The sequence below is a fragment of the Mycobacterium sp. IDUB_1 genome (assembly GCF_055419625.1).
The window spans coordinates 1-26,160 of the sequence record NZ_JBVAYA010000003.1 but is presented as its reverse complement, the minus strand read 5'-3'; the positions used below and the strand labels follow the sequence as shown (position 1 = coordinate 26,160).

Annotated in this window: 26 protein-coding genes, 1 tRNA gene and 3 pseudogenes; 8 read left to right on the top strand and 22 right to left on the bottom strand. The window is 67.6% G+C overall.

Annotation, left to right across the window (positions count from 1 at the left end; translation table 11 throughout):
- Positions 1-39 precede the first annotated feature (39 nt).
- Together ACZYYX_RS17510 and ACZYYX_RS17505 are read left to right on the top strand one after the other, a co-directional pair.
- Positions 40-933, top strand: a complete 894-nt coding sequence (locus tag ACZYYX_RS17510) for a TauD/TfdA dioxygenase family protein (RefSeq protein ID WP_463815869.1) — start codon at positions 40-42, stop codon at positions 931-933.
- 23 nt (positions 934-956) lie between these two features.
- Positions 957-1,133, top strand: coding sequence for an AMP-binding enzyme (locus ACZYYX_RS17505; RefSeq protein ID WP_463815868.1), 177 nt, complete (start codon positions 957-959; stop codon positions 1,131-1,133).
- On the opposite strand, the pseudogene ACZYYX_RS17500 reads toward ACZYYX_RS17505, so the two are convergent.
- A pseudogene (locus ACZYYX_RS17500) lies at positions 1,093-1,512 on the bottom strand (cytochrome P450); the annotation flags it as partial. The gene ACZYYX_RS17505 and the pseudogene ACZYYX_RS17500 sit on opposite strands and share 41 nt — an antisense overlap.
- A gap of 408 nt (positions 1,513-1,920) precedes the next feature.
- Entirely contained in the window at positions 1,921-2,928 is a 1,008-nt protein-coding gene (locus ACZYYX_RS17495) for an amidohydrolase family protein (RefSeq protein ID WP_463815867.1), read from the bottom strand.
- Between the two features lie 62 nt (positions 2,929-2,990).
- Between ACZYYX_RS17495 and ACZYYX_RS17490 the strand changes: the two genes are divergently transcribed.
- From ACZYYX_RS17490 to ACZYYX_RS17480, 3 genes are all read left to right on the top strand, one after another.
- The gene (locus ACZYYX_RS17490; protein WP_463815866.1) at positions 2,991-3,425 is read left to right on the top strand and encodes a MarR family winged helix-turn-helix transcriptional regulator; all 435 of its coding nucleotides are present in this window, start codon (positions 2,991-2,993) and stop codon (positions 3,423-3,425) included.
- 130 nt (positions 3,426-3,555) lie between these two features.
- Positions 3,556-4,128 (top strand): TetR/AcrR family transcriptional regulator, encoded by a 573-nt coding sequence (locus ACZYYX_RS17485; protein ID WP_463815865.1) that lies wholly within the window; start codon positions 3,556-3,558, stop codon positions 4,126-4,128.
- A gap of 63 nt (positions 4,129-4,191) precedes the next feature.
- Positions 4,192-5,118 carry a class I SAM-dependent methyltransferase gene (locus ACZYYX_RS17480; RefSeq protein ID WP_463815864.1) on the top strand — a complete coding sequence of 309 codons (927 nt, stop codon included), beginning with the start codon at positions 4,192-4,194 and terminating at the stop codon, positions 5,116-5,118.
- 509 nt (positions 5,119-5,627) lie between these two features.
- Here ACZYYX_RS17480 and ACZYYX_RS17475 read toward each other — a convergent pair.
- On the bottom strand, positions 5,628-6,248 hold the full coding sequence (locus ACZYYX_RS17475; protein ID WP_463815863.1) for a TetR/AcrR family transcriptional regulator: 621 nt from the start codon (positions 6,246-6,248) through the stop codon (positions 5,628-5,630).
- Between the two features lie 63 nt (positions 6,249-6,311).
- Between ACZYYX_RS17475 and ACZYYX_RS17470 the strand changes: the two are divergent.
- Together ACZYYX_RS17470 and ACZYYX_RS17465 are read left to right on the top strand one after the other, a co-directional pair.
- Positions 6,312-6,491, top strand: a pseudogene (locus tag ACZYYX_RS17470) (hypothetical protein); the annotation flags it as partial.
- A gap of 42 nt (positions 6,492-6,533) precedes the next feature.
- Positions 6,534-6,977 carry a molybdopterin-dependent oxidoreductase gene (locus ACZYYX_RS17465; protein ID WP_463816487.1) on the top strand — a complete coding sequence of 148 codons (444 nt, stop codon included), beginning with the start codon at positions 6,534-6,536 and terminating at the stop codon, positions 6,975-6,977.
- Here the strand turns inward: ACZYYX_RS17465 and ACZYYX_RS17460 are convergent.
- Positions 6,943-7,016: transfer RNA gene (locus ACZYYX_RS17460), tRNA-Pro, on the bottom strand. The two genes, ACZYYX_RS17465 and ACZYYX_RS17460, sit on opposite strands and share 35 nt — an antisense overlap.
- A 100-nt stretch (positions 7,017-7,116) precedes the next feature.
- On the opposite strand from ACZYYX_RS17460, the gene ACZYYX_RS17455 reads away from it, so the two are divergent.
- Positions 7,117-8,595, top strand: coding sequence for a cryptochrome/photolyase family protein (locus ACZYYX_RS17455; protein WP_463815862.1), 1,479 nt, complete (start codon positions 7,117-7,119; stop codon positions 8,593-8,595).
- A 7-nt stretch (positions 8,596-8,602) separates the two neighbouring features.
- Here the strand turns inward: ACZYYX_RS17455 and ACZYYX_RS17450 are convergent.
- The 18 genes and pseudogenes from ACZYYX_RS17450 to ACZYYX_RS17365 form a co-directional block, all read right to left on the bottom strand.
- A pseudogene (locus ACZYYX_RS17450) lies at positions 8,603-9,368 on the bottom strand (sulfite exporter TauE/SafE family protein).
- A gap of 25 nt (positions 9,369-9,393) precedes the next feature.
- Entirely contained in the window at positions 9,394-10,803 is a 1,410-nt protein-coding gene (der, locus tag ACZYYX_RS17445) for a ribosome biogenesis GTPase Der (protein ID WP_463815861.1), read from the bottom strand.
- Complete coding sequence (cmk, locus tag ACZYYX_RS17440; protein ID WP_463815860.1) at positions 10,800-11,486, bottom strand: (d)CMP kinase; 687 nt, start codon at positions 11,484-11,486, stop codon at positions 10,800-10,802. The genes der and cmk overlap by 4 nt, the downstream gene beginning before the upstream one ends.
- The gene (locus ACZYYX_RS17435) at positions 11,483-12,226 is read right to left on the bottom strand and encodes a pseudouridine synthase (protein WP_463815859.1); all 744 of its coding nucleotides are present in this window, start codon (positions 12,224-12,226) and stop codon (positions 11,483-11,485) included. Before ACZYYX_RS17435 ends, cmk begins: the two co-directional genes overlap by 4 nt.
- 2 nt (positions 12,227-12,228) lie before the next feature.
- Positions 12,229-12,978: an SMC-Scp complex subunit ScpB gene (gene scpB / locus ACZYYX_RS17430; RefSeq protein ID WP_463815858.1), complete on the bottom strand. Its 750-nt coding sequence runs from the start codon at positions 12,976-12,978 to the stop codon at positions 12,229-12,231.
- 16 nt (positions 12,979-12,994) lie between these two features.
- Complete coding sequence (locus tag ACZYYX_RS17425; RefSeq protein WP_463815857.1) at positions 12,995-13,786, bottom strand: segregation/condensation protein A; 792 nt, start codon at positions 13,784-13,786, stop codon at positions 12,995-12,997.
- A complete protein-coding gene (locus ACZYYX_RS17420) occupies positions 13,783-14,715 on the bottom strand; it encodes a ParA family protein (RefSeq protein ID WP_463815856.1) in 933 nt (310 codons plus the stop codon). The genes ACZYYX_RS17425 and ACZYYX_RS17420 overlap by 4 nt, the downstream gene beginning before the upstream one ends.
- 93 nt (positions 14,716-14,808) lie before the next feature.
- Positions 14,809-15,768 carry a site-specific tyrosine recombinase XerD gene (gene xerD / locus ACZYYX_RS17415; RefSeq protein ID WP_463815855.1) on the bottom strand — a complete coding sequence of 320 codons (960 nt, stop codon included), beginning with the start codon at positions 15,766-15,768 and terminating at the stop codon, positions 14,809-14,811.
- Positions 15,765-16,397 carry an NUDIX domain-containing protein gene (locus ACZYYX_RS17410; protein ID WP_463815854.1) on the bottom strand — a complete coding sequence of 211 codons (633 nt, stop codon included), beginning with the start codon at positions 16,395-16,397 and terminating at the stop codon, positions 15,765-15,767. Before ACZYYX_RS17410 ends, xerD begins: the two co-directional genes overlap by 4 nt.
- Positions 16,390-18,141 (bottom strand): CTP synthase, encoded by a 1,752-nt coding sequence (locus tag ACZYYX_RS17405; RefSeq protein WP_463816486.1) that lies wholly within the window; start codon positions 18,139-18,141, stop codon positions 16,390-16,392. The genes ACZYYX_RS17410 and ACZYYX_RS17405 overlap by 8 nt, the downstream gene beginning before the upstream one ends.
- Before the next feature lie 74 nt (positions 18,142-18,215).
- On the bottom strand, positions 18,216-19,157 hold the full coding sequence (locus tag ACZYYX_RS17400; RefSeq protein WP_463815853.1) for a copper transporter: 942 nt from the start codon (positions 19,155-19,157) through the stop codon (positions 18,216-18,218).
- 10 nt (positions 19,158-19,167) lie between these two features.
- Positions 19,168-20,352, bottom strand: coding sequence for a putative cytokinetic ring protein SteA (gene steA, locus ACZYYX_RS17395; protein WP_463815852.1), 1,185 nt, complete (start codon positions 20,350-20,352; stop codon positions 19,168-19,170).
- A gap of 91 nt (positions 20,353-20,443) precedes the next feature.
- Positions 20,444-22,219 (bottom strand): DNA repair protein RecN, encoded by a 1,776-nt coding sequence (gene recN / locus ACZYYX_RS17390; protein ID WP_463816485.1) that lies wholly within the window; start codon positions 22,217-22,219, stop codon positions 20,444-20,446.
- A complete protein-coding gene (locus tag ACZYYX_RS17385; RefSeq protein ID WP_463815851.1) occupies positions 22,219-23,142 on the bottom strand; it encodes an NAD kinase in 924 nt (307 codons plus the stop codon). Before ACZYYX_RS17385 ends, recN begins: the two co-directional genes overlap by 1 nt.
- On the bottom strand, positions 23,139-23,948 hold the full coding sequence (locus tag ACZYYX_RS17380) for a TlyA family RNA methyltransferase (protein ID WP_463815850.1): 810 nt from the start codon (positions 23,946-23,948) through the stop codon (positions 23,139-23,141). The genes ACZYYX_RS17385 and ACZYYX_RS17380 overlap by 4 nt, the downstream gene beginning before the upstream one ends.
- A gap of 5 nt (positions 23,949-23,953) precedes the next feature.
- The gene (locus tag ACZYYX_RS17375; RefSeq protein WP_463815849.1) at positions 23,954-24,109 is read right to left on the bottom strand and encodes a hypothetical protein; all 156 of its coding nucleotides are present in this window, start codon (positions 24,107-24,109) and stop codon (positions 23,954-23,956) included.
- Positions 24,110-24,122: 13 nt separating this feature from the next.
- On the bottom strand, positions 24,123-25,136 hold the full coding sequence (locus ACZYYX_RS17370) for an HAD-IIA family hydrolase (protein WP_463815848.1): 1,014 nt from the start codon (positions 25,134-25,136) through the stop codon (positions 24,123-24,125).
- Between the two features lies 1 nt (position 25,137).
- Positions 25,138-25,947 (bottom strand): tetratricopeptide repeat protein, encoded by an 810-nt coding sequence (locus ACZYYX_RS17365; RefSeq protein ID WP_463816484.1) that lies wholly within the window; start codon positions 25,945-25,947, stop codon positions 25,138-25,140.
- Positions 25,948-26,160 lie beyond the last annotated feature (213 nt).

Below are 26,160 nucleotides of genomic sequence, written 5' to 3'. Positions count from 1 at the left end.
CCTGGGCGCTCCGCCGCAACGACAAACCCGAGGAGACTCATGAGCACCAACTTCATCGAGAAAATCGACGACGACCTCCTTCCCGAGCGGTTCGCGCCGCTGACGGTCACGCAGCTGATGCCCAACTTCGGCGCACGAATCTCCGGAGTCGACCTCACAGCGGACCTCTCGGACGATACGCGTGCACTGTTGCGCCAGGCGTGGCTCACCTACGGGGTCGTGATCTTCACCGATCAGCAGAAGCTGTCCGGAGAACAGCACCTCGAAATCGCCACTATCTTTGGCACGCCGGACTACGGCAGCCGACTGGTGGAGAAGCTCGGCCCGCAGGTCGACGTCATCACCACCGACGGTGCGCGACCGCCGGTCACCAACCTGTGGCACAGCGACAACACGACGCTCGAGCAGCCTTCGCTGGGCACGTTCATCCAGATCCAGGAGTGCCCGCCGGTCGGGGGCAACACCTCATGGGCCAACACGGCCAAGGCGTACCGCTGCCTGTCGCCGTCGATGAAGCAGTACGTCGACGGTATGACCGCCGTGCACTACTGGGACGGCCGCGGCCACAAGGAGCCCGGGTACCTGCAAGCGACCTGGGACCACGAGAAGTACTCCGAGATGATCAAGAACAATCCACCACGGCACTGGCCGATCGTGAGCATCCATCCGATCACTGGCGCAAAGGCGCTGTACGTCAACGAGACATACACGACCTACATCGAAGGCGTGCACCGCTACGAGAGCGACGCGATCCTGCGCTTCCTCTTCAACTGGATCCGGATGCCAGAGTTCTACACCACTCACAACTGGGCGCGGAACGACATCGCCGTGTGGGACAACTTCCAGGTGCAGCACTACGGCTTGGCCGACTACACCGAGTTCCGCGTGAACCAGCGAGTCACCTTCCTCAAGGAAGGCACCAGCCCGGTCTGAGGACCAGTTGGCGACGCGACGACGTGCTGAAGGTTGCCGGTGAGAACGTGTCGCCGCCGGAAGTGGAAGCGGCGCTTGCCGAGCGTGCGTCGGTCTTCGAGGCGCCCGTCATAGGACGCCCAGACCCGATTCGCGACGAAGCGCCAATGGCCTACATGGTCACGCAGGAAGATGTGGCTCCGGAGTTCTTGCTGCGCTGATGCTTTCGCCGGACATTGCCACTGCGACAGCCAGCTGTCGCTCAGCCGGCGATGAGCCCTTTGAAGACTTGCACTGTCGAGGGGTGAAGGTGATCGGAAGATTGCGTACCGCGTACACCGCACTGGCATCGGCATAGCGAACCACTTCACTTCTGCGCACAGCCAGATCCGGCGCCTGCGTGAGCAACTCACTGATCATGATCTTGAACATGGCTCTGGCCAGATTTGATCCCAGACACCGTTGCACGCCAAGGCCGAATGCCATGTGACGAGTAGCTTTGCGGGATAGGTGAATCGTCTCAGGACCATCGAACTGGTTCGGATTACGATTGGCCGCGGCGTACATGACGAATACTTGCTCACCCTTCTTGAGCTGTCGTCCGTGGAACTCGCGTGACTACTCGTTTCCCGCAGATGACTTCGCCACGCTGTTCTCGATGGCGCCGCGGTCGCGGATATCACGGCCGAGGCCCACGATGCCCGCCCTCTCGTCGCCAGCAGTTGGACGACTATCGATGACCGATTCCCCTAGCGCCGTCGAGATTTCCTTGATTACTCCACAGGTGGCCCGCGACGTGGTGGGCGTGAAGTCATTCCTCGACTGCGGAGAAAACGCCCTTGACTCGTCAGCATTACCGTAGATGTAGGCCTTGGCCAGGTTGGGCAGTGGGCCGACTGGGATGTTATTCGCCGTCGGATGGCCCTTAACGGCGTCGACCGCTTGCGACGTGGCATCACTCTTGTCCTGGCGGTACTGATCGTAGGGTTAACTCGACCGCCACAGAATCTACTGTTTCGCCGGGGTTCCGGCGGTCAGCCGGGGCAAGAGGCTGTATGCGTTGTCGTGCATGACCCGCGCGAGCATGTCGGGCCGAGCTTCGAAGTACGCGTCGACGTTGCTCGTAAACCAATTCACGGTTTTCGGGTTGGCGGCAGGGAAGTCGGTACCGAAGAGAATGTGATCCGGCTCGACGAAGCTCTCGAGAGCCACCAGGTTGGTCTCGAAACCTGATAGAGCGGTCTCGTAGTAGAACGTCCGGAAGTCGGCGAGGATTTCGTCCGGACTCAGTTCGCAGCCGAGATGGAACGCGCCCAATGCGGCGACGCGAGCGGCGAGAACTGGCGTGCTACCGCCAGAATGGGAGAGGATGATCCTCACGTTCGGGAACTGCCGTTTGCGCCCGCTGGTCACGAGATCCGCTGCGCCCTTGTAGGTTTCGTTCGGAGTTTCACTGACCGGGGTGGGCAAGAACTCGCTCGGGGCCCGGTTGCTACCGGGTGTCTGCTCACCGTGTAAGAACACCAGCGCGCCGCGACGGTCGAGTTCGGCCCACAGCGGTTCGAAAATCGGGTCGCCCAGGGATCGGGCCTCATCGCCGACGCCGTAGACGTTGGTGAGGGTGATCCCGTCAGCTCCCAGCACGTCGAAGGCGTAGGTCAGCTCTTCCAGCGCGGCGTCGATGTCCGTCGGAGTGGGAAGATGCGCAAACAGACCGAACCGTCCGGGGTGGTCTTCCATTGCCTGACGGGTCAACGTATTCAACTCGCGGGCTACGTGACGACGCTTGTCCTCGGGGAGCCGCGATTCGATGTCATTGGGGATGGACAGGATCGCAGTATCGATCTGCAGCTGATCCATGAAGTCCACACTGACCTGCGGTGACCAACCGCCCTCGTCCTTTTGGAACTTCCAGCCGGACGTGTCACCGAACAGCCCCGAGGTGAGCATGCTGGTCGGCATGAAGTGGTGGTGAAAATCGATGCGGCCGGGTGCGGTGGTGCTGTCATCAGTCATACCCACACTCAACACGCAATAGTTGATATTTGTCAATAGTTTCTTGATGTTAGGTTCTATCCATGGTTGACACCGACGCTCCGGAGCTGCAGCTCCTCGACGCGCTCTACCGACTCAACAAAATGGTCGTGGCTGACGCCCGCGAGCACGTCGCCGCTACCGCACATCTTGACCTCGTGGACTTCCTGGTCTTGCGCACGGTCAAACTGGGTGTCGACACTCCCAGTGATCTCGTCAGCGATCTCGGACTCAATCCGTCGGTTCTCAGTAGAGCGTTGAGCAAGCTTGCCGACGCGGGATTGGTGACCCGCGAGATTGATCTCGCGGACTCGCGACGATCGCGGATTCGTTTGACGGACAACGGTGTAAAGACCACCGATGACATCGGGCAGCGGCTTCGACCCAGCCTGGCCCAGCGACTTCGCCTCCTGACCCCCGACCGGACCCGAATCCTGTTGGAGAGCCTCGAAATCCTGTGTGGGGACACCGTCGACTGAACCCTGAACGACTGGAGAAACTGCACCCGCTCGCGAGTTCGACGATCGCCGCAGGCAGCCACTAGCCGGTCGTCAAGTTAGTAGGCTAGAGTAGTGCCGAATCGACCGATCGAGGCAGGGAGGTGAGCGGATGGATCAGCGACGAACCGACACCCGCGAGCAGATCCAGTCCGTGGCTCTGGAGCTGTTCGCCGAGAAGGGATACGACCGCGCTTCGCTGCGAGAAATCGCCGAGCGGCTGCACGTCACCAAGGCCGCGCTGTACTACCACTTCCGCACCAAGGACGACATCCTCGCCAGCGTGATCGAGGACTTCCTCCTGCAGCTGGACGCGCTGGTGGAGTGGGCCCACGGACAACCCGTCGACGTCAACGTCCGCGAGGAGGTACTGCGTCGCTACAGCGCACTGCTGACCGGGCGCACCGCGCAGCTGGCCCGCTTCATGCGCGAGGGCATGGCGAAGATCCCAGAGTTGGCACTTGGCATGAAGATTCGCGCTCACTTCGCCGCGCTGATCGATGTGCTGGCCGGGCACGGCGAGTCCACTGAAAACCGGCTACGGGCACAGGTCGCCCTAGCTGCACTGCAACTGGCCACCCTCTCCGATCCCGACCTCGAACCCGCCGACGACGAGACCGACCGCCGCGCCGCCGCTCTGAGAATCGCCACCGAGCTCGTCCAGCCGTCGCCCCCCGCGCCGTAAACCACGCCCACCACTCACAGCTTTCCCTCACCCATCCGAGACGACCCGAAAGAGGACGCAACCATGGCACGCACCGATCACGACAGTTGGGACCTGGCCTCCAGCGTGGGAGCCACCGCCACCGGAGTCGCCGCCGGCCGCGCGCTGGCAGCCCGCGGACCAGAGCCCCTACTCGATGACCCCTACGCCGAACCACTGGTTCGCGCCGTTGGCCTGGACGCCTTCACCCGCATGATCAGCGAGGACGCCGACGAGGTCGCCGACGACCCGGTCTTCAACCGTCAGCAGATGGCCGAACAGGTCACCGTGCGCACCCGGTTCTTCGACGACTTCTTCCTTCAGGCCGGAGCCGCCGGCATCCGGCAGGCCGTGATCCTGGCCAGCGGCCTGGACACCCGCGCCTACCGGCTGCCCTGGCCGGCCGGCACGGTGGTCTACGAAATCGACCAGCCTCAGGTCATCGAATTCAAGACCCGCACGCTGGCCGAGCTGGGTGCCACCCCGACCGCCGAGCATCGCACCGTCGGCATCGACCTGCGCGCGGACTGGTCCACCGCCCTGCGCGAGCGGGGCTTCAACCCCGACCAACCCACGGCGTGGAGCGCCGAGGGGCTGCTGATCTATCTGCCGCCGGAGGCTCAGGACCGCCTCTTCGACGACATCACCGCGCTCAGTGCCCCCGGCAGCGCGCTGGCCACCGAACACGTTCCCGATCTCAGCATCCTCGCCGACGACGACCGCATGGCCAACTTCGCCCAGCGCTGGCAGCGCTACGGCATGGCAGACCAATGGACCGACCTCGTCTACCACGGCGAACGCGCCCAGGTGCCCGCTTACCTCAGCGGCGCCGGCTGGCAGGTCACCGCCCGAGGCACCGTAGACCTCTACGCCGCCAACGGTTTCGCCCTGCCCGACCACGAGATGATGACCGAACTCGCCGACCTGACCTACATCAGCGCCGTGCTGTCGGACCCGACACCCGGCCGCTGACCCCGTCGCCCGTCCCCCTCGCGCCCGCGGGCCGCACCACGGCACGTGCTCGACGACAACCTTCACAAGAGCACGGTCAGAATGATGACCGGAACGACGCGGTGACCGCCGTACACCCCGCGGCCCGGGCACCCAGCATCCGGGCCCGGGCCAGGCCCCTCCTCCCACGGCTTGAACCGCTGATGGCCTGTCGTTGCAGGCCCGCGACGGCGCCTCCCCTGCGGAGAGGACCGCTATCGTCGGCGGCGCCCTGTCGGCCTGGGACAGCGACCTCGGCGCGGCCGCCACCGCGCCGAAGCGGCCGTCTCGCGCGACTCAAGTAGCAGAACATTCGTGCTACAGACCGCGGTAGCGGATCCCGGGTGGTCGCCTGTGGCGATCTGTCCACGAGTCAGTAAGTCGTATTCAGGCGACTCGCTGCTGCACAGCCGGAGAACACGGTGGGATCGAATATGGCGGGTTACGAGTAAGGGGTCGAGTATTCGCTTGCGATGCGAATACTTCGACTTCTATCTCGCGTCGTGCAGGGCGAGCCAGAGCATCCGGCCCAACGTTTGGCTGAAAGCGACGTCGTCGCTCGGCTCGCCGTGAGCCAGTTGATCGAGGATTGCCGCTCTGGTGGTGACCAGAATCAACCGCCCCAGCAGTGTCGGGTTGATCGCCTGCGACATGGTGCCACTGCGCTGCTGGTGGGTTATCCGCACGGCCATCTGTCCGACGTAGTCGCGCACCAGAGTCTCCATCACCGCCGCCGTCTCCGGGTCGCGGTCGGCGATGTCGAACACCGCCAGCCAAGCCAGCCGGTGTTCGCGCCCCTGCTCCATCAGCGTCTCGACGACGTCGACCATGTCTTGCGACGTGCCCCAGGCAGGTTCCCGCCACCAGCGGTCCGACGTGATCCTAGCCGCCGTCATCGCTGGCGCAGCCAACCGGAAGGCAAGGTCCGACTTGCCTGAGAAGTGTTGATAGAAGGTCGATCTCGACACCTTTGCCGCATCAATGATGTCGTTGACCGCGATGTCGGGCAGGCGTTGGCCCGCCTGCAGTAGAGCGGCGGTGGCATCGAGGATCTGCTGCTCACTCGTCGTGCGCCGACGCCGGGAACCAGCAGCGCTCCGGGTCTGAGCCATGTCGCCACCTTAAGCCAAGTCGCCTATTGCCTACTTAATCGAACATAGTGTACGAATAAAGTTATGGCGATGCTACCGATCGACGACACCCCCGCGGTGCGGCGCGATCGGGCGGTCGAACGAAAGACGTTCTGCGGCATCTGCGAAGCATCCTGTGGACTAGTCGCCACCGTCGACGACGGCCGACTCGTCGCCCTTCGTCCAGACGCAGACCACCCAGCGTCACACGGCTTCGCCTGCTCAAAGGGCGTCCAGTTCGGATCGGTCGTAACCGACCCGGACCGGGTGACCGTTCCGCTGCGCCGCACGACCGACGGTTTCGAGACCGCTACCTGGACGGAGGCACTCGACGACATCGGCGCCCGCCTCGGCGCGATCCGCCAGCGGCACGGCACCGAATCGATCGGGGTGGCGTGGGGGAACCCGATCGCGTGGAACTACGCGGCCACGGTGACCATGAATGGCTTTGCCGCAGCGCTGAAGACCAAGCACCACTACACCTCGGCGTCAATCGACGTAAACAACTATTGGGCCGCCAGCGCGAGGACCTGCGGGCCGCTGGAGCCGCACTCTTTAGATAGATCTGGGCCCACTCGCGAGGGCTTGGGACACTCTTGGCCCACCGGCTCAAAATCGCCTCTCTCCCGAGAACCAAAAAACCCGCTCCGACCTGGTCAGAGCGGGTTTCATGCTGTCGGGCTGACAGGATTTGAACCTGCGACCACTTGACCCCCAGTCAAGTGCGCTACCAAGCTGCGCCACAGCCCGCGCGCCTCCCGGGATCGCCGGTCGGCGGTCGAAAGCTTACAGCAGGGTTACCCGCAGCTCCCAACCGCGTCGCCGCGGCCCGCGCGGGTACACCGGACCGATGAGCGACACTCCCCTGTGGCTGTTCGCCGACCAGCTCGGCCCCGCCGTCTACGGCGGTGAACACGCCCACCGCGAGGTCTTGCTCGTCGAGGCCACCTCCGCCCTGGCCAAGCGCCGCTATCACCGCCAGAAGCTGCACCTGGTTCTCTCCGCACTACGCCACGCCGAACGCGACCTCGGCGACCGCGCGACCCTGCTCAAGGCCGACACCTACACCGACGCGCTCGCACAGTTCGACCGCCCCGTCCTGGTCCACCAGCCCACGTCGCACGCCGCCGAGCGCTTCGTCAACCGACTGCAGAAGCAGGGGCTCGTCGAAGAGGTGCTGCCGACACGGACATTCGCGTTGCCGCGCAAGGACTTCCAAGAGTGGGCCGGAAACCGTACCCGGTTCCGGATGGAGGATTTCTACCGCGATCAACGGCGCCGCTTCGACGTGCTGATGGAGGGCACCGATCCCGTCGGCAAGCGCTGGAACTACGACGAGGAGAACCGGGAGTCCCCGCCGAAGAAGCAGCAGCATCTCGACGTGCCCGCCCCGTACAAGCCCCGTGAGGACGACATCGACGAGCAGGTCCGCCGCGATCTCGACGCGATGGACCTCGACACCGTCGGTGCCGACGGCCCGCGCCTGTTCGCCGTCACCCCCACCGAGGCGAAGCGGGCGCTGAAGCGATTCATCGACCACCGGCTGCCGCTGTTCGGTCGCTACGAGGACGCGATGATGGGCGGCGACTGGGCGATGTCGCACTCGCTGCTGTCGGTTCCGCTCAACCTCGGCGTGCTGCATCCCCTCGACGCCGTCGAGGCCGCCGAGCAGGCATACCGCGACGGCAACGCCCCCCTGGCCGCCACCGAGGGCTTCATCCGCCAGATCCTGGGCTGGCGCGAGTACATGTGGCATCTCTATTGGCATTTCGGCCCTGACTACACGTCGAAGAACGAGCTGAAAGCGCGTACGCCGCTGCCGCGGTGGTGGGCCGATCTGGACGCCGACGCCGTCACCGCGGCCTGCCTGCACCACGCCCTGAAAGGGGTCCGCGACCGCGGCTGGTCCCATCACATCCAGCGGCTGATGATCCTCGGAAGCCACGCGCTGCAGCGCGGCTACCGTCCCGACGAGCTGACCGAATGGTTCGCCACCTCCTACGTCGACGGGTTCCGCTGGGTGATGCCCACCAACGTCGTCGGGATGAGCCAGCACGCCGACGGCGGCCTGCTGGCCACCAAGCCGTACACCTCGGGGGGCGCCTACATCAACAAGATGAGCGACCACTGCGGCGACTGTGCGTTCGATCCGAAGAAACGGCTCGGCGAGGACGCCTGCCCGTTCACCGCCGGCTATTGGGCCTTCACACACCGCCATCGGGATCTGCTGGCCAAGAACATGCGCACCCGGCGCGCGGTGTCGTCGATGGACCGCCTCGGCGACCTCGACGCGGTCCTCGAGCAGGAGTCAGTGCGGGAGCACTTCTGAGTGCGGGCTACACAGCCAACAACCGGTACAGCCCGATCAATCCCACGACGACGATCACCGCGCGGAGCACGTTCGGCGAGAGTCGTCGACCGTAGTGCGCACCGACGAATCCGCCGATCAGGGACCCGATCGCGATCAGCCCGGCGGCTGCCCAGCTGATCCGATCGAACGCCACCACCGTGTACGCGACAGCCGCGACGATGTTGACGAGCAACGACAGCAGGTTCTTTGCCGCGTTCATCCGCTGCATGTCCTCAGGCAGCAGCGCACCCATCACAGCGACAAGCAGAATGCCCTGCGCGGCGGTGAAGTAGCCGCCGTAGACGCCGACCGCGAACGTCAACGCGACCAGCGCCGTCATCCGCGCAGCAGACACGTGGTCGGCGGACTCACCCTTCGCTTCGGCACGCCGGCGCGCCCAGGCCTGGATTCGAGGCCCGATGAGCACCAACACCAGGGCGAGCACCAGCAGCACGGGCACCACGGTGGTGAACACCTCCGGGCAGGTGCAGCAGCAGCCAGGCACCACCACCCGCGCCGAGCAGCGACGCGGGGATCTGCCAGCGCAATCGGCGCCACTGACCGCGCAGCTCGCGCCGATACCCCCACGTCCCTGACACCCCGCCGGCGACGAGGCCGACGGCGTTGGACATCGTCGAGGTCACCGGTGGATACCCCAGCGCGACGAGCGTAGGGAACGTGATGAGGGTGCCGGAGCCGACGAGCGCGTTGATCGCGCCGGCGCCGACCCCCGCGAGGGCGATGAAGATCATGTCGACGACGGGCACTCCGCCGACCCTATCGGCGCTTGGGACCCCTCTTTTCACGCACCCTGACGTTGATGCGGACCGGGCTGCCGTCGAAGCCGAACGTCTCGCGTAGGCGCCGCTCGAGGAAGCGACGGTAACCGGCCTCGAGGAAACCGGAGGTGAACAGCACGAACGTCGGCGGACGGGTGGTGGCCTGCGTGGCGAACAGGATCCGCGGTTGCTTGCCCCCGCGCACCGGCGGCGGTGTCGCGGCGACGACCTCTTTGAGGAACGAGTTCAGCTGGCCTGTCGTGATCCGCTTGTCCCATGAGTTCAGGGCGGTTTCCAGGGCAGGCACCAGCTTCTGCACCGCCCGGCCGGTCATGGCCGAGATGTTGACCCGGGGCGCCCACTGGATCTGCGCCAGCTGCAGGTCGATCTCCCGGTCGAGCAGGTAGCGGCGGTCCTCGTCGACGAGGTCCCACTTGTTGAACGCGAGCACCAGCGCCCGGCCCGCCTCGATCACCATCGTCAGCACCCGCTGGTCCTGCTCGGTCAGCGGTTGCGAGGCGTCGATGAGCACGATCGCGACTTCGGCGGCGTCGATGGCGCCGTGGGTGCGCACCGAGGCGTAGAACTCGTGGCCGCTGGCCTGGCCCACCTTGCGCCGCAACCCGGCGGTGTCGACGAACCGCCAGAGTTTTCCGTCCATCTCGATGAGTGAGTCGACGGGGTCGACGGTGGTGCCTGCCACGTCGTGCACGACGGAGCGTTCGTCACCGGAGAGTCGGTTGAGCAGCGAGGATTTGCCGACGTTCGGCTTGCCGACCAGCGCCACCCGGCGCGGTCCCCCGCCGCTGCCCCCCACCTCGGACAGGGCGGGCAGCTCGTCGAGAACGGCGTCGAGCAGGTCGGCCACACCGCGGCCGTGCATCGCGCTGATCGGATGCGGCTCCCCGAGTCCGAGAGACCACAGCGCCGCGGCGTCGGCCTCGCCGCGGTCGTTGTCCACCTTGTTGGCGGCCAGGAACACCGGCTTGCCGGCCCGCTGCAGGATTTTCGCCGCAGCCTCGTCGGCGCTCGTGGCACCGACGACGGCGTCGACCACGAAGACGATTGCGTCGGCGGTACGCATCGCCACCGACGCCTGCTCGGCGACCAGCTGCTGCAGGCCCTTCGCGTCGGGCTCCCATCCACCGGTGTCCTGAACGACGAACCGCCGCCCCGACCAGGATGCGTCGTAGGACACGCGGTCGCGGGTGACACCTGGGATGTCCTGCACGACGGCCTCGCGCCGACCGAGGATGCGATTCACCAGTGTCGACTTACCGACGTTGGGCCGGCCGACGACGGCGAGCACCGGCGGCGGAGCCGAGGCCTCCTCCACCGCCTCGGCAATGTCGTCCGCGCTGACCTCCCAGTCACCTTCGTCGAACCAGACGCCGTCTCCATCACTCATCTGATCGCACCGGCTTTCTGTTCGACCAGTGCGGTCAGATGGCCGATCACCTGGTCCTGGGTCATGTCGCTGGTGTCGACCACCAGCGCATCGTCAGCGGCGCGCAGCGGCGACACCGCCCGGGTGGAGTCGAGGTGGTCGCGGCGACGGACATCGGTGAGGACCGCGTCGTAGTCGTCGGGCAGTCCGGATGCGACGTTCTGATCGTTGCGCCGGCGCGCCCGTTCTTCGGCGGAGGCGGTGAGGAAGATCTTCACGTCGGCATCGGGCAGCACGACGGTGCCGATGTCGCGTCCTTCGACGACGACAGGACCCGTTCCATCGGCGAGATCGCGCTGCAGCGAGACCAGGCGGCTGCGGACCTCGGGCACCGCGGACACCGCCGACACCGCCTTGGTCACCGCGTCGCCGCGGATCTCGGCCGAGACGTCCTCGCCGGCCAGGAAGGACCGGTCCTCTTCGGGGTCGTGTCCGACGGCCATGTCGATGTCGAGGACCGCCGCCACGATTGCCGCCGGATCGTCGAGGTCGACCCCCTGACGCAGTGCGCTCAGCGTGACGATCCGGTACATAGCTCCGGTGTCCAGATAGCGAGCATGCAGAGCTGTCGCCAAACCCCTTGCCACAGTGGACTTTCCGGTTCCTGCCGGGCCGTCGATCGCGATCACCACCGACCGGGTCACAACCCCACCGCCTTGTACAGCTCGCCGATCTCCTTCTGCGTCAGCACCCGGATGCTGCCCGGTCGCTGCTCGCCGAGCGTGACGGACCCGATGTCGGTGCGGACGAGTTCCTGGACAGGAAAGCCGACGTCAGCCAGCAGGCGTCGCACGATGTGCTTGCGGCCCTCGTGCAGCGTCACCTTCACCAGAGAACGGCCCGGCACGGTGTCGACGACAGCGAAGTCGTCCACGCGTACCGGTCCGTCGTCCAATTCGACGCCGGCGCGCAGCTTCTTACCGAGCCCGCGGGGGACGCTGCCCATCACGGTGGCCAGGTAGGTCTTGGGCACCTCGAACGACGGGTGCATGAGCCGGTGGGCGAGCTCACCGTCGTTGGTGAGCAACAACAGTCCCTCGGTGTCGGCGTCGAGCCGACCGACGTGGAAGAGGCTCTTGGTACCCCGGACCCGGTGTTCGACAAGGTCTCCGACACAGGGCCGTCCGCGATCGTCGGACATGGTCGAATGCATGCCGCGCGGTTTGTTGATCGCCAGGTACACCCGGTCCTCGTCGACGGCGATCCGCGCGCCGTCGACCCGAATCGTCGAGTTCTGCGGGTCGACCCGCGTGCCGAGTTCGGTGACGATGACCCCGTCGACCTCGACCCGCCCGTCGCGGATCATCTTCTCCGCCACCCGCCGGGACGCGATTCCGGCTTGGGACAACACTTTCTGCAGCCGCACACCCTCGTCGTCGCTCATCGTCACTCCCGCTCCGCGTCGACGTCGATCGCGGCGTCGGGTTTGGACCCGGACGTCCCGTTGAGTTTCATGAAACGTGGCTCCTCGTCGAGGTTTTCGCTGATGTCGTCGATCACGTCGACATTCGGAAGCAGCGGTGCGATGTCGGGCAGATCGGTCAGCGACGACAGCCCGAGGCGTTCGAGGAACAGCTCGGTGGTGGCGAAGGTGACCGCACCAGAATCAGGGTCGGTGCCGGCCTCGGTGATCAGGCCGCGCGCCATCAACGTGCGGATCACCGCATCGACGTTGACGCCGCGCACCGCACTCACCCGGGCCCGCGTCACCGGTTGGCGGTAGGCGATGACGGCCAGGGTCTCCAGCGCGGCGCGGGTCAGTCGCGTGCGGGCTCCGTCGAGCAGCAGCTTCTCCACGTACGGCGCGTACCGGGAGCGGGTGTACATCCGCCACCCGCCTCCGGCTTCGCGCAGATCGATGCCGCTGCCCCGTGCCGCGAAGCCGTCGGCGAGCACCTGCAGCCGCTCGGCGACGCGGGCCTCCGGGACCTCGGTGGCCGTGGCGAGGGCATCGATGGGCACCGGGGTGTCGACGACGAGCAGCAACGCTTCGAGCACCGCGTCGAGCTCGGCATCATCGAGCACTACGTCATCGAGCTCGGTGTCATCGAGCTCGGCGTCGACGAGGTCGGCCTCGACGTGCTCAGCATCAGGCTCGGTGTCCGGCTCGGTGTCCGGCGAAAAATTCTCAGGCATCTTCTCTAGTTCCGCGCTATTCGGCGTCCGCGGTCGCCAACTGCTCGCTGCTCGGCCGCTCCCCTGTCCAGGAAATCTGGAGCACTCCCAGCGGTTCTGACTGGTCGAATGCTACCGCCCGGGCGCGAAACAACTCGAGCAGCGCCAGGAAGCGTCCGACGATCTCCATCGGCATCTGGCAATCGGCGACCAGGTCGGAGAACGACGCCCACTGGCCGATCCCCCGGTCTTGCAGCAGTGACATCAGATTGGCGGCCTGTTCGGGCACCGAGACGGGGACCTGATGGAGATGGTCGAGACCGACCGACGGCACCGGCCGGGGAGTGAAGGCTGCGGCCGCGATCTCGGCGAAGCGGGTCGCATCGACCCCGAGCATCACCTCGGGCAGCAGGTCGGCGAAGCGGTCCTCCAACGCGACGGCCCGCGGATAGCTGCGCAGCGCCGCGGACTCCAGTTCGGCGAACATCTCCGCGACGTGCTTGAACGCGCGGTACTGCAACAGCCGAGCGAACAAGAGGTCCCGCACCTCGAGCAGCGCCAGGTCGTCCTCGTCGTGCACGTCGCCCGCGGGCAGCAGCCGGGCCGCCTTCAAGTCGAGCATTGTCGCGGCGACCACCAAAAACGACGTCGTCTCGTCGAGGCCGAGCTTGCTGCCGATCTCCTTGGTGTAGGCGATGAACTCGTCGGTGACCTGGTGCAGCGCCACCTCGGTGACGTCGAGTCGGTGCGCGAAGATCAGCTGCAACAGCAGGTCGAACGGACCCTCGAAATTGCTCAGCCGAACCTGGAAACCGGTCTGCTCGCTCACGCGCCGAACCGGTGGATGACCTCGCGAGCCAACGCGCGGTACGCCTCTGCCCCAGCCGATTTGGGCGCCCACGTGGTGATCGGCTCGCCGGCGACGCTGGTCTCAGGGAAGCGCACGGTGCGGGTGATCACGGTGTCGAACACGAGGTCACCGAAGCGTTCGACCACCCGGGCCATCACCTCGCGGGAGTTCACCGTGCGGGGGTCGTAGCGGGTGATCAGGATCCCGCTGATGTCGAGCTTGGGATTGAGCCGGTCGTGCACCTTCTCGACGGTGTCGGTGAGCAGCGCCAGACCGCGCAGCGAGAAGTATTCGCACTCGGTGGGGATCACCACGCCGTCGCTGCACGCCAGTCCGTTGACGGTGAGCAGGCCCAGCGACGGCTGACAGTCGATCAGCACGTAGTCGTAGCGGTCGAGCACCGGGTAGAGCGCCCTCGCCAGCGACTGCTCCCTGCCGACCTCGTTGACCAGTTGGATCTCTGCGGCGGAGAGGTCGATGTTGCTGGGCACCAAGTCCAGCCCCGGCACCCGGGTGGTCATCAGCACCTGGTCGATCGACACCCGCGGTTCGACCAGCAGGTTGTAGACCGTGTTGTCCAGCTCGTAGTGCGGGACGCCCAGCCCGGCCGACAGCGCGCCCTGCGGGTCGAGGTCGACGAGCAGCACCCGGCGACCGTATTCGGCCAGCGCGGCGCCCAGGTTGATCGTGGACGTGGTCTTACCGACCCCGCCCTTCTGGTTGCACATCGCAATCACGGTGGCCGGGCCGTGCGAGGTGCGCGGCGCCGGTTCGGGGATCTCGCGTGGGAGCCGGCCGGTCAACCCGGGGGTGGGAGCGGGGACGGGCTCAGGCGCCGGGTCCGCGGTGGGTCGCGGGTGTGAGATGGATCCCGGGTCTGTGATGGATCCGCCCGTGTCGTCGGTCATGCCGGACCGTCGCTGGTCAGGCATCCTTCGGGCGTGGCGGACATCGCGACGAGTTTAACGGGAGATGGCGCGCCGGCGAGGCAGACCCGCACGCTAGCGCGCTCTCGGGTGCGCACCGGCCCACACCTCGCGGAGCGCGTTGACGGTGACCATCGTGTAGATCTGCGTGGTGGTCACCGAGGCGTGGCCGAGTAGTTCCTGCACGACGCGCACGTCGGCGCCGCCATCGAGCAGGTGGGTGGCGAATGAATGCCGCAGCACGTGCGGGGAGACCGCGGCGGTGATGCCGGCGCGATCGGCGGCGTCCTGGAGCACCTGCCATGCGCTCTGCCGCGACAGACGCCCGCCCCGGGCGTTCAGGAAGATCCCCGGGGTGCCGCGCCCGCGGCGGGCCAGCTCCGGCCGGGCCCGCACCAGGTACGCGTCGAGCGCAGCGACAGCGGGCCGGCCGATCGGGATGAGGCGCTGCTTGCCACCCTTGCCGTGGAGCAGCACCGAGCGGGCGTGCAGGTCGATGTCGTCGAGGTCCAGGCCCACGGCTTCGGAGATCCGCGCCCCGGTCGAGTACAGCAGCTCCAGCAGGGCCCGGTTGCGCAGCGTCAGCGGCCCGTCGGCGTCGCTGTCCCCGCCCGCGGCTTCGAGCAGCGCCAGCACTTCGTCCAACGTGAGGCTCTTGGGCAGCCGTCGGCTCGGTGTGGGCGGCTTGACCTCCCGCGCGACGTCGGCCGTGGCGATGCCCTCGGCCGCGGCGAAGCGGTGCAGGCCGCGCACCGCGATCAACGCGCGCGCCGCCGAGACCGCCGACAGCGCGGGTACGCCGTTGTCGGGGTCGCCCTGGCGAAGGGCGACGAGGAATTCACTGACGTCGGGTTCGGTGGCGTCGGCCAGATCGGAGACGCCGCGCGAGAACAGATGCTCGACGTAGCGGCGCAGATCCCGCCGGTAGGAGCTCAGCGTGTTGGCGGCGGCGCCGCGTTCGATCGCCAGGTGGTCGAGGTAGCCCTGGATCTGGACCTCGAGGGTGGAGCCGACAGACGAGAACGTCTGGGTCACGCGTGTCCCTTCCGCCGTGCGAACGCCCTGGGCCTGTCGGTCCAGGGCGCGTCGACGGCGCGGAGCGCATCGATGCCGGGCATCGCGTGCGCGGCCAGGATGCCGGCGACGGCGATCGAATTCACGATCTCCCCCGAGTACACCCTGGCGACGGCGTCTTCGAGCGCGACACGCTCGACGATCAGGTCGGCTTCTTCGTGTTCTGCGTCCGGGCGGCCGACCTCGCGCAGCCCGGTCGCCAGGAACACCCGCACGCTCTCGTCGCTGAACCCGGCGGCGGTGTCGAGGTCGACCAGCGTGTGCCAGGTGTCTGCGGCCAGTCCGGCTTCCTCCGCGAGCTCCCTCGCCGCCGACTCGTGCGGCGGTTCGCCACTCATGTCCAGCAGGCCGGCGGGCAGCTCCCACAGCCGACGGCCGAACGGGTGCCGGTACTGATAGACGAGGACGACGCGGCCGTCGTCGTCGAGGGCGACCACGGCCACCGCGCCGTAGTGCTCGACGATCTCGCGTCGCGCCGTCGACCCACCGGGCATCCGCACCTCGTCGGCACGCAGCGCGAAGATGTTGCCGACATAGAGGGTTCTCGAGGAGGCGACCGAGAAGTCGTGGGTGCCGGCCTCGTCAGCCACGGGCGGGCGCGTCTTCCAGAGAATGCTTGGCGCCGTTGGTCTCCCGCTCGGGAGCCTCCGGGATGTCGACAGGGAGCCGTTCGGCGTTGTTGTACTCGAGCGACGCACCGACGAACGCGGTGAACAGCGGGTGTGGGCGGGTCGGGCGGCTCTTGAGCTCCGGGTGGGCCTGCGTGCCGACCAGGAACGGATGAACCTGCGGGTCGTATTCGACGAACTCGACCAGATGCCCATCGGGCGAGGTGCCCGAGAATCGCAGGCCGCTCTCGGCGATCTGCGCGCGATAGGCGTTGTTGACCTCGTAGCGGTGCCGGTGGCGCTCGGAGACCTCGGTCGCCTGATATGCCTGCGCGACAATCGAATCCGGTGTCAGGACCGCCGGGTATGCACCCAGGCGCATGGTGCCGCCGAGGTCCGCTTCGCCGGCGACGATCTCCTGCTGATCGGCCATCGTCGAGATCACCGGGTCAGGAGTGTCGGGGTCGAACTCCGCGGAGCTCGCCTCGGTCAGACCCACCGATCGCGCCGCCTCGATCACGATGCACTGCAGACCAAGGCACAGGCCCAGGACCGGCAGGCCGCGACGGCGGGCGTAGCGGATGGCGCCGATCTTGCCCTCGATCCCGCGGATGCCGAAGCCACCCGGGATCAGCACCCCGTCGACATCGGCCAGAGCCGTTGCCGCACCGGCGTCGGACTCGCAGTCGTCGGAGGGGACCCAGCGCATCTCGACCCGGGCGTGATGGGCGAAGCCGCCCGCACGCAGCGCTTCGGCGACCGAGAGGTAGGCATCGGAGAGGTCGATGTACTTGCCCACCAGCGCGATCCGCACGGTCTCGCGCGGTTCGTGCACGCGGCGCAGCAGGTCGTTCCACTGCGTCCAGTCCACGTCACGGAACGGCAGATTGAGCCGCCGCACCACATACGCGTCGAGCTCCTCGCGATGCAGCACCTTGGGGATGTCGTAGATCGACGGTGCGTCGGGCGTCGAGATGCAGCCGTCGATGTCGACGTCGCACATCAGGGCGATCTTGTTCTTCAGCCCTTCCGGCACGTCGCGGTCGCAGCGCAGGATCAGCGCGTCGGGCTGGATGCCGATGCTGCGCAGCGCAGCCACCGAGTGCTGCGTCGGCTTGGTCTTCAGCTCACCTGAGGGCGCCATGTAGGGCACCAGGGAGCAGTGCAGGAAGAAGCAGTTCTCCCGGCCGACCTCGTGACGCACCTGCCGTGCGGCCTCCAGGAACGGCAGCGACTCGATGTCACCGACCGTGCCGCCGACCTCGGTGATCACCACATCGGGGCGGTTCCCGTCGGCGTCGGGCTCGGCCATCGCCAGCACCCGGTTCTTGATCTCGTCGGTGATGTGTGGGATCACCTGCACGGTGTCGCCGAGGTACTCGCCGCGGCGCTCCTTGGCGATCACCGACGAATACACCTGGCCCGTCGTCACATTGGCGTACCCGCTCAGGTTGCGATCCAGGAAGCGTTCGTAGTGGCCGACGTCGAGATCCGTCTCGGCACCGTCCTCGGTGACGAACACCTCACCGTGCTGGAACGGGTTCATCGTGCCCGGATCGACATTGAGGTACGGATCCAGCTTCTGCATCGTCACCTGCAGACCACGCGCGGTGAGGAGCTGGCCGAGGCTGGAAGCCGTCAGGCCTTTACCGAGAGAGGACACCACCCCACCGGTCACGAAGAGGTGTTTGGTGGCGGTTTGCGGATGCTTCCGCAGCGGCTTCATTTGGCCTGGCACGGAACCCCACCCTAACACCGTCTGCGGCACCGCGTCGCTGACACGCGGGCGGGTGACCGGCGTTACTGCGGGACGGTGACCGCGCTGGCGCCCTGTCCGGTTCCGTACTGACCGGGTTTGCCGCCTGCGACCAGCGCGCCCAGCGCGAGCACGCTGGTGATCCGGCCGGATTCCCGGTCGACGTCGTCGACGGTGCTCATCGCGCTGGTGAGTGCGTTGTCCGAGCGTACGACCGCGACAGCCGAGGTGCCCGTGGCCGCACCGTCGCGGCCGGCGAGCACGACGCCCGCGCCATGGGTGGCCAGACCGGCGGCGAACCGGGCCACCGTCGCGCCCTGGTTGCCCGCGTCGTCGCCGAGTGCGCCGCCGGTGACGACGACCGCGGTGTCGGCCACTCCGATGCGGTCGGTGCCGTAGGTGATGAATCCGGTGTCACGCAACGCGGAGAGCACGGTGTCGCGCTGATCGTCGTTGACGGGCGGACCCTTGGGGTCCTTGTTGGCGAGCAGCGTGATGCCGAGCAGATCGCCGGCTTGCGAGCCCTGGTCGACGGTCGTGGTGCTCAGTTGCGTGCCTGCGGGCACGATCGGGGAGTTCACCACCGACAGCAGCTTCTCGGCGGAGTTGGCGTCGACGAACTCCTGGGTCAGCGCGACGGTGCCGCTGACCGCGCCGCCCGCCTCACCGACGAGGCGAGCCACGGCGTCGACGTCGTCATCGGTCGCGTCCGGGGTGCGGAACAGCACCACCGATTTGTCGGCCAAGCTGCCACGCAGGATGCGCGGCGCCATCTGTGCATCGAAGTCGCCGGCGGCGCTGAGCTTTTCGTTCAGCGCATTGCGATCGGTGGTGAGCGTGTCGATCTCGGTCTGCATCTGCGCCTTGTCGTCGCGCAGGCCCGACAGCACGGTGTTGGACAGCAGCCCGGAACCCAGGGCGATGCCGATGGCCAGCGCGAGGAACACGGCGGCCAGCGAGATGGCGTGCGAACGCAGCGAGATCACGGCGCGTGTCCTACGAGACCAGACCCTGGACCCACAGCAGGAACTGGTTCCACGTGTGGGTGACCCATTCGAGCACGGCGGCGTCGGCGCGCGACACCCACAGCGCGGCGATCACCGCGATCAGCATCGCGAGGACCAACAACGCGATCGCGCCACCGGAGACACGGCTGCGGTACAGCGTCGCAACGGCTTTCGCGTCGACGAGCTTCTCCCCCACCTTGAGCCGGGTCAGGAAGGTCGACGGGTTGCTGCGCTGCCGGGTGCGATCGAAGAACTCCTCGATGCTGGCGGTGTGGCCCACGGTGACGATCAGCGACGCCCCGTGGTGATCGCAGAGCAGCAGCGCCAAATCGGCGGCCGACCCCGCGGCGGGGAACGTCATCGCTCCGACGCCGAGGTCCTGGATGCGTTCCAGTCCGGCGGCGTGCCCGTCGGCGTCGGCGGGGAGCACCACCTGCGCTCCGCTGCGTAGCGCCTCGGTGCTGATCTTGTCCGGGTCGCCCACGATCAGCGCCGGTCGGTAGCCCGCCTTGCGCAGGATGTCGGCTCCGGTTCCGACCCCGACGAGGACCGGCTGATACTCCTTGATGAACGGTTTGAGTGCCTTCAGGTCGGCTGCGGCATGGTCCTCCTCGGCGACGACCACGACGTGCCGGCGATTGACATCGACGTCGATGTCGGGGATGCCGATGCCGTCGATGAGCAGAGGGCTCTCGCTGCGGATGAACTCGATGGAGTTGCCGGCGAAGGCCTCCAGATGCGCGACCAGCCCGCCCTTGGCTTCCTGCATCAGCTCGTGAATGTCGGCGTCGGTGCGCTCCGTGCCGAGGATCAGCCGGCGGTCACCGGAGTAGACGCCGCCCTCGTTGATGCGGATCCGTGCGCCGTCCTTGACCTTCTTGAAGATCTCCGGGCCGGTGTCGTCGACGAGGGTGATGCCGTTGGCGACGAGCACCTCGGGCCCGAGGTTGGGGTAGCGCCCCGAGATCGACGACGACGCGTTCACCACGGCGGCGATGTTCGCCTCGACCAGCGCGTCGGCCGTGACGCGGTCGAGGTCCTGCACGTCGATGACGACGATGTCGCCGGGCGTCACCCGGCGCAGGAGCCGGTCGATGTCGCGGTCCACCCGGGCGGTGCCGGTGATGCCCGGCCGTGAACTGGCGTTTCGGGAGAGCAGCGCTGACATCTTCATGGGGGGATTCTGGCCAGCAACGCCCGAGATCTGTCGGAGGCGCGCCGTAACATCAGCCCCAGAAGTATGTTCTTTTCACTCCAGTCACACGCTAGCCGGGCGCGTCACGCTCCGTGCGGGCCGCATCGAGCAGTTCGCGCGCATGCGCTCGGCCGCTGTCGGACTCCCCGAGACCGGCCAGCATCCGGGCCAGCTCGGCGACTCGATCGTCCTCGTCGAGACGGCGCACACCGCTGGTCTTGGCCCGCGTGGAGGTCGCCTCCGCCTGACCCTCGATGACCAGGTGCACGTCGGCGTAGGCGGCGACCTGGGGCAGGTGGGTCACCACGATCACCTGATGCGTGCGGGCCAAGCGGGCGAGCCGACGGCCGATCTGCACGGCCGCGCGCCCGCCGACCCCCGCGTCGACTTCGTCGAACACCATCGTCGTGCCCTCGGTGGACGCGGCCAGCACCACCTCGAGGGCGAGCATCACGCGCGACAGCTCACCGCCGGACGCACTCTTGTGCAGCGGCAGGATGTCCGACCCGCTGTGCGCGGCAAACCCGAATTCCACCGCGTCGACACCGTCGCGTCCGGCGTGTACGACATCACCGGACGCCAGCGTCAGCGGAGCGCTGTCGTCGGGTCGGGCAGGCAGCGGACTCACCGCGATGGTGAACTGCGCGCCGGCCATCGCCAGTCCGCCGAGTTCGGCGGTGACGGCTTTGGCCAACCCCTTTGCGGCCTTGACCCGGGCCTTGGTCAGGTCCGCCGCAGCGGCCGCAACGGCCCCGGCGAGCTCGTCGACGCGGCGCGCGAGACCGGCCATCGCCTCCTCGGAGACGTCGAGCTGGGCCAGGCGGTCGCGGGCAGTGGCTGCCCAGTCCAGCACGCCGTCGACGTCGGGGGCGTACTTGCGGGTCAGCGAGCGCAGCTCGGCCTGGCGCGCCAGCTTGGTCTCCAACGCACTTGCATCACTGGGCAATTCGGACAGGAACTGGCCGAGTTCCGCGGAGACGTCGACGACGACGGTCAGGGCCCCGTCGAGCTGGCCGGCCAACGCCTTGAGCGCAGCGTCATCGGTGTGTTCCAGCGCCGAGCGCGCCTGTCCGATCGTGTCGACCGCGGACGTACCGTCACTACCGGGCTCACTCTCGCCGGAGAGCGCCGAGCGCGCTGTGTGCACGGCCTCGCGCAGCGCGTCGAGCTCGGACAGGCGCCGGATGTCGGACACCAGCGACTCGTCTTCACCCGGCTGCGGCGCGACCGCGTCGATCTCGTCGATGCCGAACTGCAGACGGTCCGCCTCCTGGGCCAGTTCGCGGGCGCTGCGGCGCCTCTCCTCGAGATCGGTGCGGGCGGCCAGCCACTCGTCGCGTGCGGTCCGGTAGCGCTGCAGCTTGTCCGTGACGCCCGCGTAGCGGTCGAGAGCGGCGCGCTGCTGGTCCGGGCGCATCAGGCGCAGCTGGTCATTCTGGCCGTGCAGGGTCAGCAGCTCACCGGTGAACTCACTCAGCGACTTGGCGGGCACGCTGCGGCCACCCAGATAGGCGCGCGAGGGCCCTTCGCGGCTGACCGAACGGGCCGCGATCACGCTGCCGTCGTCGTCGCGGTCGGCGCCCGAGGAATCGAGGATGTCCTCGACCCGGGCGACCGCATCCGCACCGATGTCGGCGGTGACGAACCGTCCCTCGACAACCGCCTTGGCCGACCCGGAACGCACCCGAGCGGGGTCGGCGCGGGCACCCCCGAGCAGATGCAGGCCCGTCACCACCATGGTCTTGCCGGCACCGGTCTCACCGGTGAGCACGGTCAACCCACCGTCGAACTCCGCGATCGCGGCGCTGATCGCGCCGAGCGACTCGATCCGAATCTCGGCTAGCACTACTGTCCGCGCCACCCCGTGACAGGCAACCGGAACTTGCGCACCAGCCGGTCGGTGAACGGCGCGCTGTCCAGCCGCACCCACTTCAGCGGAGTACCGCAGCGGGTCACCTCGAGACGACTGCCCGCGGGCAGCACCATCTCCCGCCGCCCGTCGCAGAACACCATCGCATCGTGGCCGCCTGCCTCGATCTCGATCGCGATCAAGGCGTGCGGACTGGTCACCATCGGGCGGGCGAACAACGCGTGCGCGTTGTTCGGCACGACGATGATCGCCTCCAGGTCGGGCCACAGCACCGGGCCGCCGGCAGAGAACGCGTAGGCGGTGGATCCGGTGGGACTCGACACCAGCACTCCGTCGCACCCGAACGAAGACACCGGCCGGCCGTCCACCTCGAGCACCACGCCGAGTACGCCCAGCCGCGGCCCCTTCTCCAGACTCGCCTCGTTGAGCGCCCAACCGCGGTCGAGCAGTTCCCCGCCCGACCACACGGTCACGTCGAGCGTCATCCGCTCCTCGACGCGGTAGTCGCGGCGGACGATGTGGTCGAGCACGGTGTCGATCGAGTCGGCTTCGGCCTCGGCGAGGAAGCCGATCTTGCCGAGGTTCACACCGAGCACCGGTATCTCGACGTTGCGGGCCAGCTCGGCGGCACGCAGGAACGTGCCGTCACCGCCGAGCACGAGAACGAGCTCGCACCCCTCGGCGGCACGCTGATCGGCGTCTACCACCGTGACGTCGACCCCGAGGGCGGCCATGTCCGTCGAGCGGTACTGCGGCGACCCGCGGTCAACGGCTTCAGCGGAGAGCACGCGCAGGGCGATTCCGTTGTCGCCGAACACCTTTGACACCCGCCGTGCGACATCGACGGCGTCGTCACGTCCGGTGTGCACCACCAGCAGGACGGTGCGTTGGGCTGTCATTGCGGACCTTCCTCGACGGCGCGGCGGATCGCTGTCTCGAGTGCGTCACCCGTCAGGGCATCCGCCGCGTCGGCGCGTAGATGCAGGAAGTACTCGACGTTGCCGGCCGGGCCGGGCAGCGGGCTCGCCGTGACGGCGACGCTGCGCCAGCCCAGCGTCTGCGCGGTCGCGGCGACCGAGCGGACCGCGTCGATGCGCAGCAGCGGGTCCGACACCACGCCACCGGCGCCGACCCGGTCCTTGCCGACCTCGAACTGCGGCTTCACCATGGGAACGATATCTGCGGTCGCCGACGCGCACGCAGTCAGCGCCGGGAGCACCGTCGACAACGAGATGAAGGACAGGTCGGCGACGATCAGATCGACTGGCCCGCCGATGGCCTCGGCGGTCAGTTCCCGCACGTTGGTGCGCTCCATCACGGTGACCCGGTCGTCGGTGCGCAACGCCCACGCGAGCTGGCCGTAACCGACGTCGACCGCGACGACCTCCTGCGCCTCGCGGCTGAGCAGCACCTCGGTGAACCCCCCGGTGGACGCACCCGCATCCAGGCAGCGCCGGCCCCCCACCGCTACCCCGAACGCGTCGAGGGCCCCGATCAGCTTGTGCGCTCCACGCGACACCCAACTGGGCTCGTCGGCGTCGTCGACGGTGAGATGCGCTGTCGTCGCGATCGCTGTCGCCGGCTTGGCTGCCCGCATACCGTCCACGCTCACCCGGCCGGCGCCGATCAGCTCAGCCGCCTGCTGACGCGAGCGGGCCAGCCCGCGCCGGACCAGCTCGGCGTCCACACGAGCGCGCCGCGTCACGCGGATCAGCCTTTCTCGACCGATTCCAGCGCGCGCACCAGCAGGTCGTGCGCCTCCTCCAGGCGGGCGGCGACGGAGTCCAGATCAGCGTCGGTGGGTTCGGTCGACTCTCCGAGGAGTTCAGCGACCTGGGCGCGGATCTGGTCGGGTTCGGTACTCATCTCGGGTGCCACGCTAGTCGATGGCGGGGTCGAGCAGCGACCACCGCTGCGCCGCCTCGCGCGCCGCGTCGTCCGCCGCGACGATCGCGGTGCGGCCAGGTTCGCCCCCGGTGGCCCAGACCGCCGCCGCGATCGCACGCACGATGGACAGTGCGTCGCCGGGCTCCTCACCAGTGGAGGCCACGCCGATGTGGTCGTGGACATCGACGCGCCACGCTGGGTGCGGACCGACCCGCAGGCTGTCGGCGTCGGCGGTCAGTGCGCGAAGATCCTCGGCGATCATGTCCGGCCGCTGATCGGCCACCGCGAATATCGCATCGGCGGAATCGTTGACACCGCACAGCACCATCAGGCTGGGCAGGCCCGCCGCGCGGGCTCCTTCGATGTCGGTGTCGAGCCGATCCCCCACCACCAACGGTGCGTCGAAGTCCCCGCGCGCCAACGCATCTGCCATCAGGGCAGGTGCCGGCTTGCCGGCCACCTGGGGCTCCTGATCGGTGGCCGCACGCAGCGCGGCGACCATCGAGCCGTTGCCGGGCAGCAGACCACGTTCCGAAGGAAGTGTCTTGTCGACGTTGGCGGCGACCCACAGCGCGCCCGCCCTCACGGCGAGTCCCGCCTCGGCGAGATCGGACCATGCGGTCTCCTGCGAGTGGCCTTGGACGACGGCGACGGGCTCGTCGCCGAACTGGCGCACCGGCTGCAGACCGACCGCCCGCACCTCGTCGGCGAGCGCATCAGTGCCGACGATGAGGACCTTCGACTGGCTCGGCAGCTGCTCGGCGAGCATCCGCGCGGCTGTCTGCGCGCTGGTCACGACGTCGTCGGGGGTTGCGGTGAAGCCGAGTTCGCGCAGGTGTTCGGCCACCTGGTCGGCGCTGCGTGAGGCGTTGTTGGTCACGAACAGTCGCCGGGCTTCCAGTGCAGCGAGAGTGTCGACCGCGCCGGGGGTGGGTTCGTGTCCGCGAAAGACGGTGCCGTCCAAGTCGAGCAGGAAACAGTCGTGAAGGTGCGCAAGAGTACTCACGTCAGGACAGTTCCGTGATCCGCTCTTCGGCGTCGGTGACACCTTCTGCATCGGCAGCAGCGGCCTTGAGGAACCATTGCAGCGCATCGTCTCGACGATCCAGAGCCAAGAGTGTGTCGGCGTAGACGTAGAACAGGCGAGCGGCCGTCTGGCCGGTACGGGCCGGATCCAGTTGCGGCGAGGACAGCACGGCGAGCGCCTGCTCGTGCTGGCCGAGATCGGAACGGGCGCCGGCGACGACGATGCGCAGTTCGTCGGCGTCATCACCGGTCAGCTGGGCGGCCTCTGGACTGCGCGCCAGTTCGATCGCGCGTTCGGGACGGCCGACACCCCGCTCGCAGTCGGCGATCATCGCGAGAAGTGGTGAGCGACTGCCCATTCGGCGGGCCGCTCGGAGCTCTGAGAGCGCCTGCGCCCAGTCGCCGCAGGCGTAGGCGGCGATGCCGACGGCTTCACGCACGGCAGCGATGCGTCCCGAGCGGGCACGTGCGGCTCGGGCATGCTCGAGCGCGGCCTCGGGATCCTCGTCGAGCAGTTCACCTGCGGCCACAAGATGACGGGCGACGGCATCTGCGGTAGCCCGATCCAGCGTTGTGAGCTCTCCCCTGATGTCGGGAGCGAGTTGACGGGCCTCGATCTCCGGAGGAATCGGCGGTCCCGCCGGCTTCGTATCGTCCTGCGATCGGGGCTGAGCGGAACGAGCGCGGTGGGGACCCGAGGCACGCGGAGCCGAGCGCTGATCGCGGCGCGGACCCTGCCTGTTTCCGGCCGGACCGCCTCGGTGGGGCCGACGGTCACCGTGGCCAGCCATATTCTCTTCGGGCACCACAAAAGGATACGGGCACCATCGACGACACCACAATTGCGCGAATTCATTGAGCAATAAATGGCGTCGAAATATGTCGTAGAAATAGGAAATCGCCCCCCACGAAAGTGGGGGGCGATTCCAATGTGTGTTCGGCGGTGTCCTACTTTTCCACCCGGGTGGGTAGTATCATCGGCGCTGGTAGGCTTAGCTTCCGGG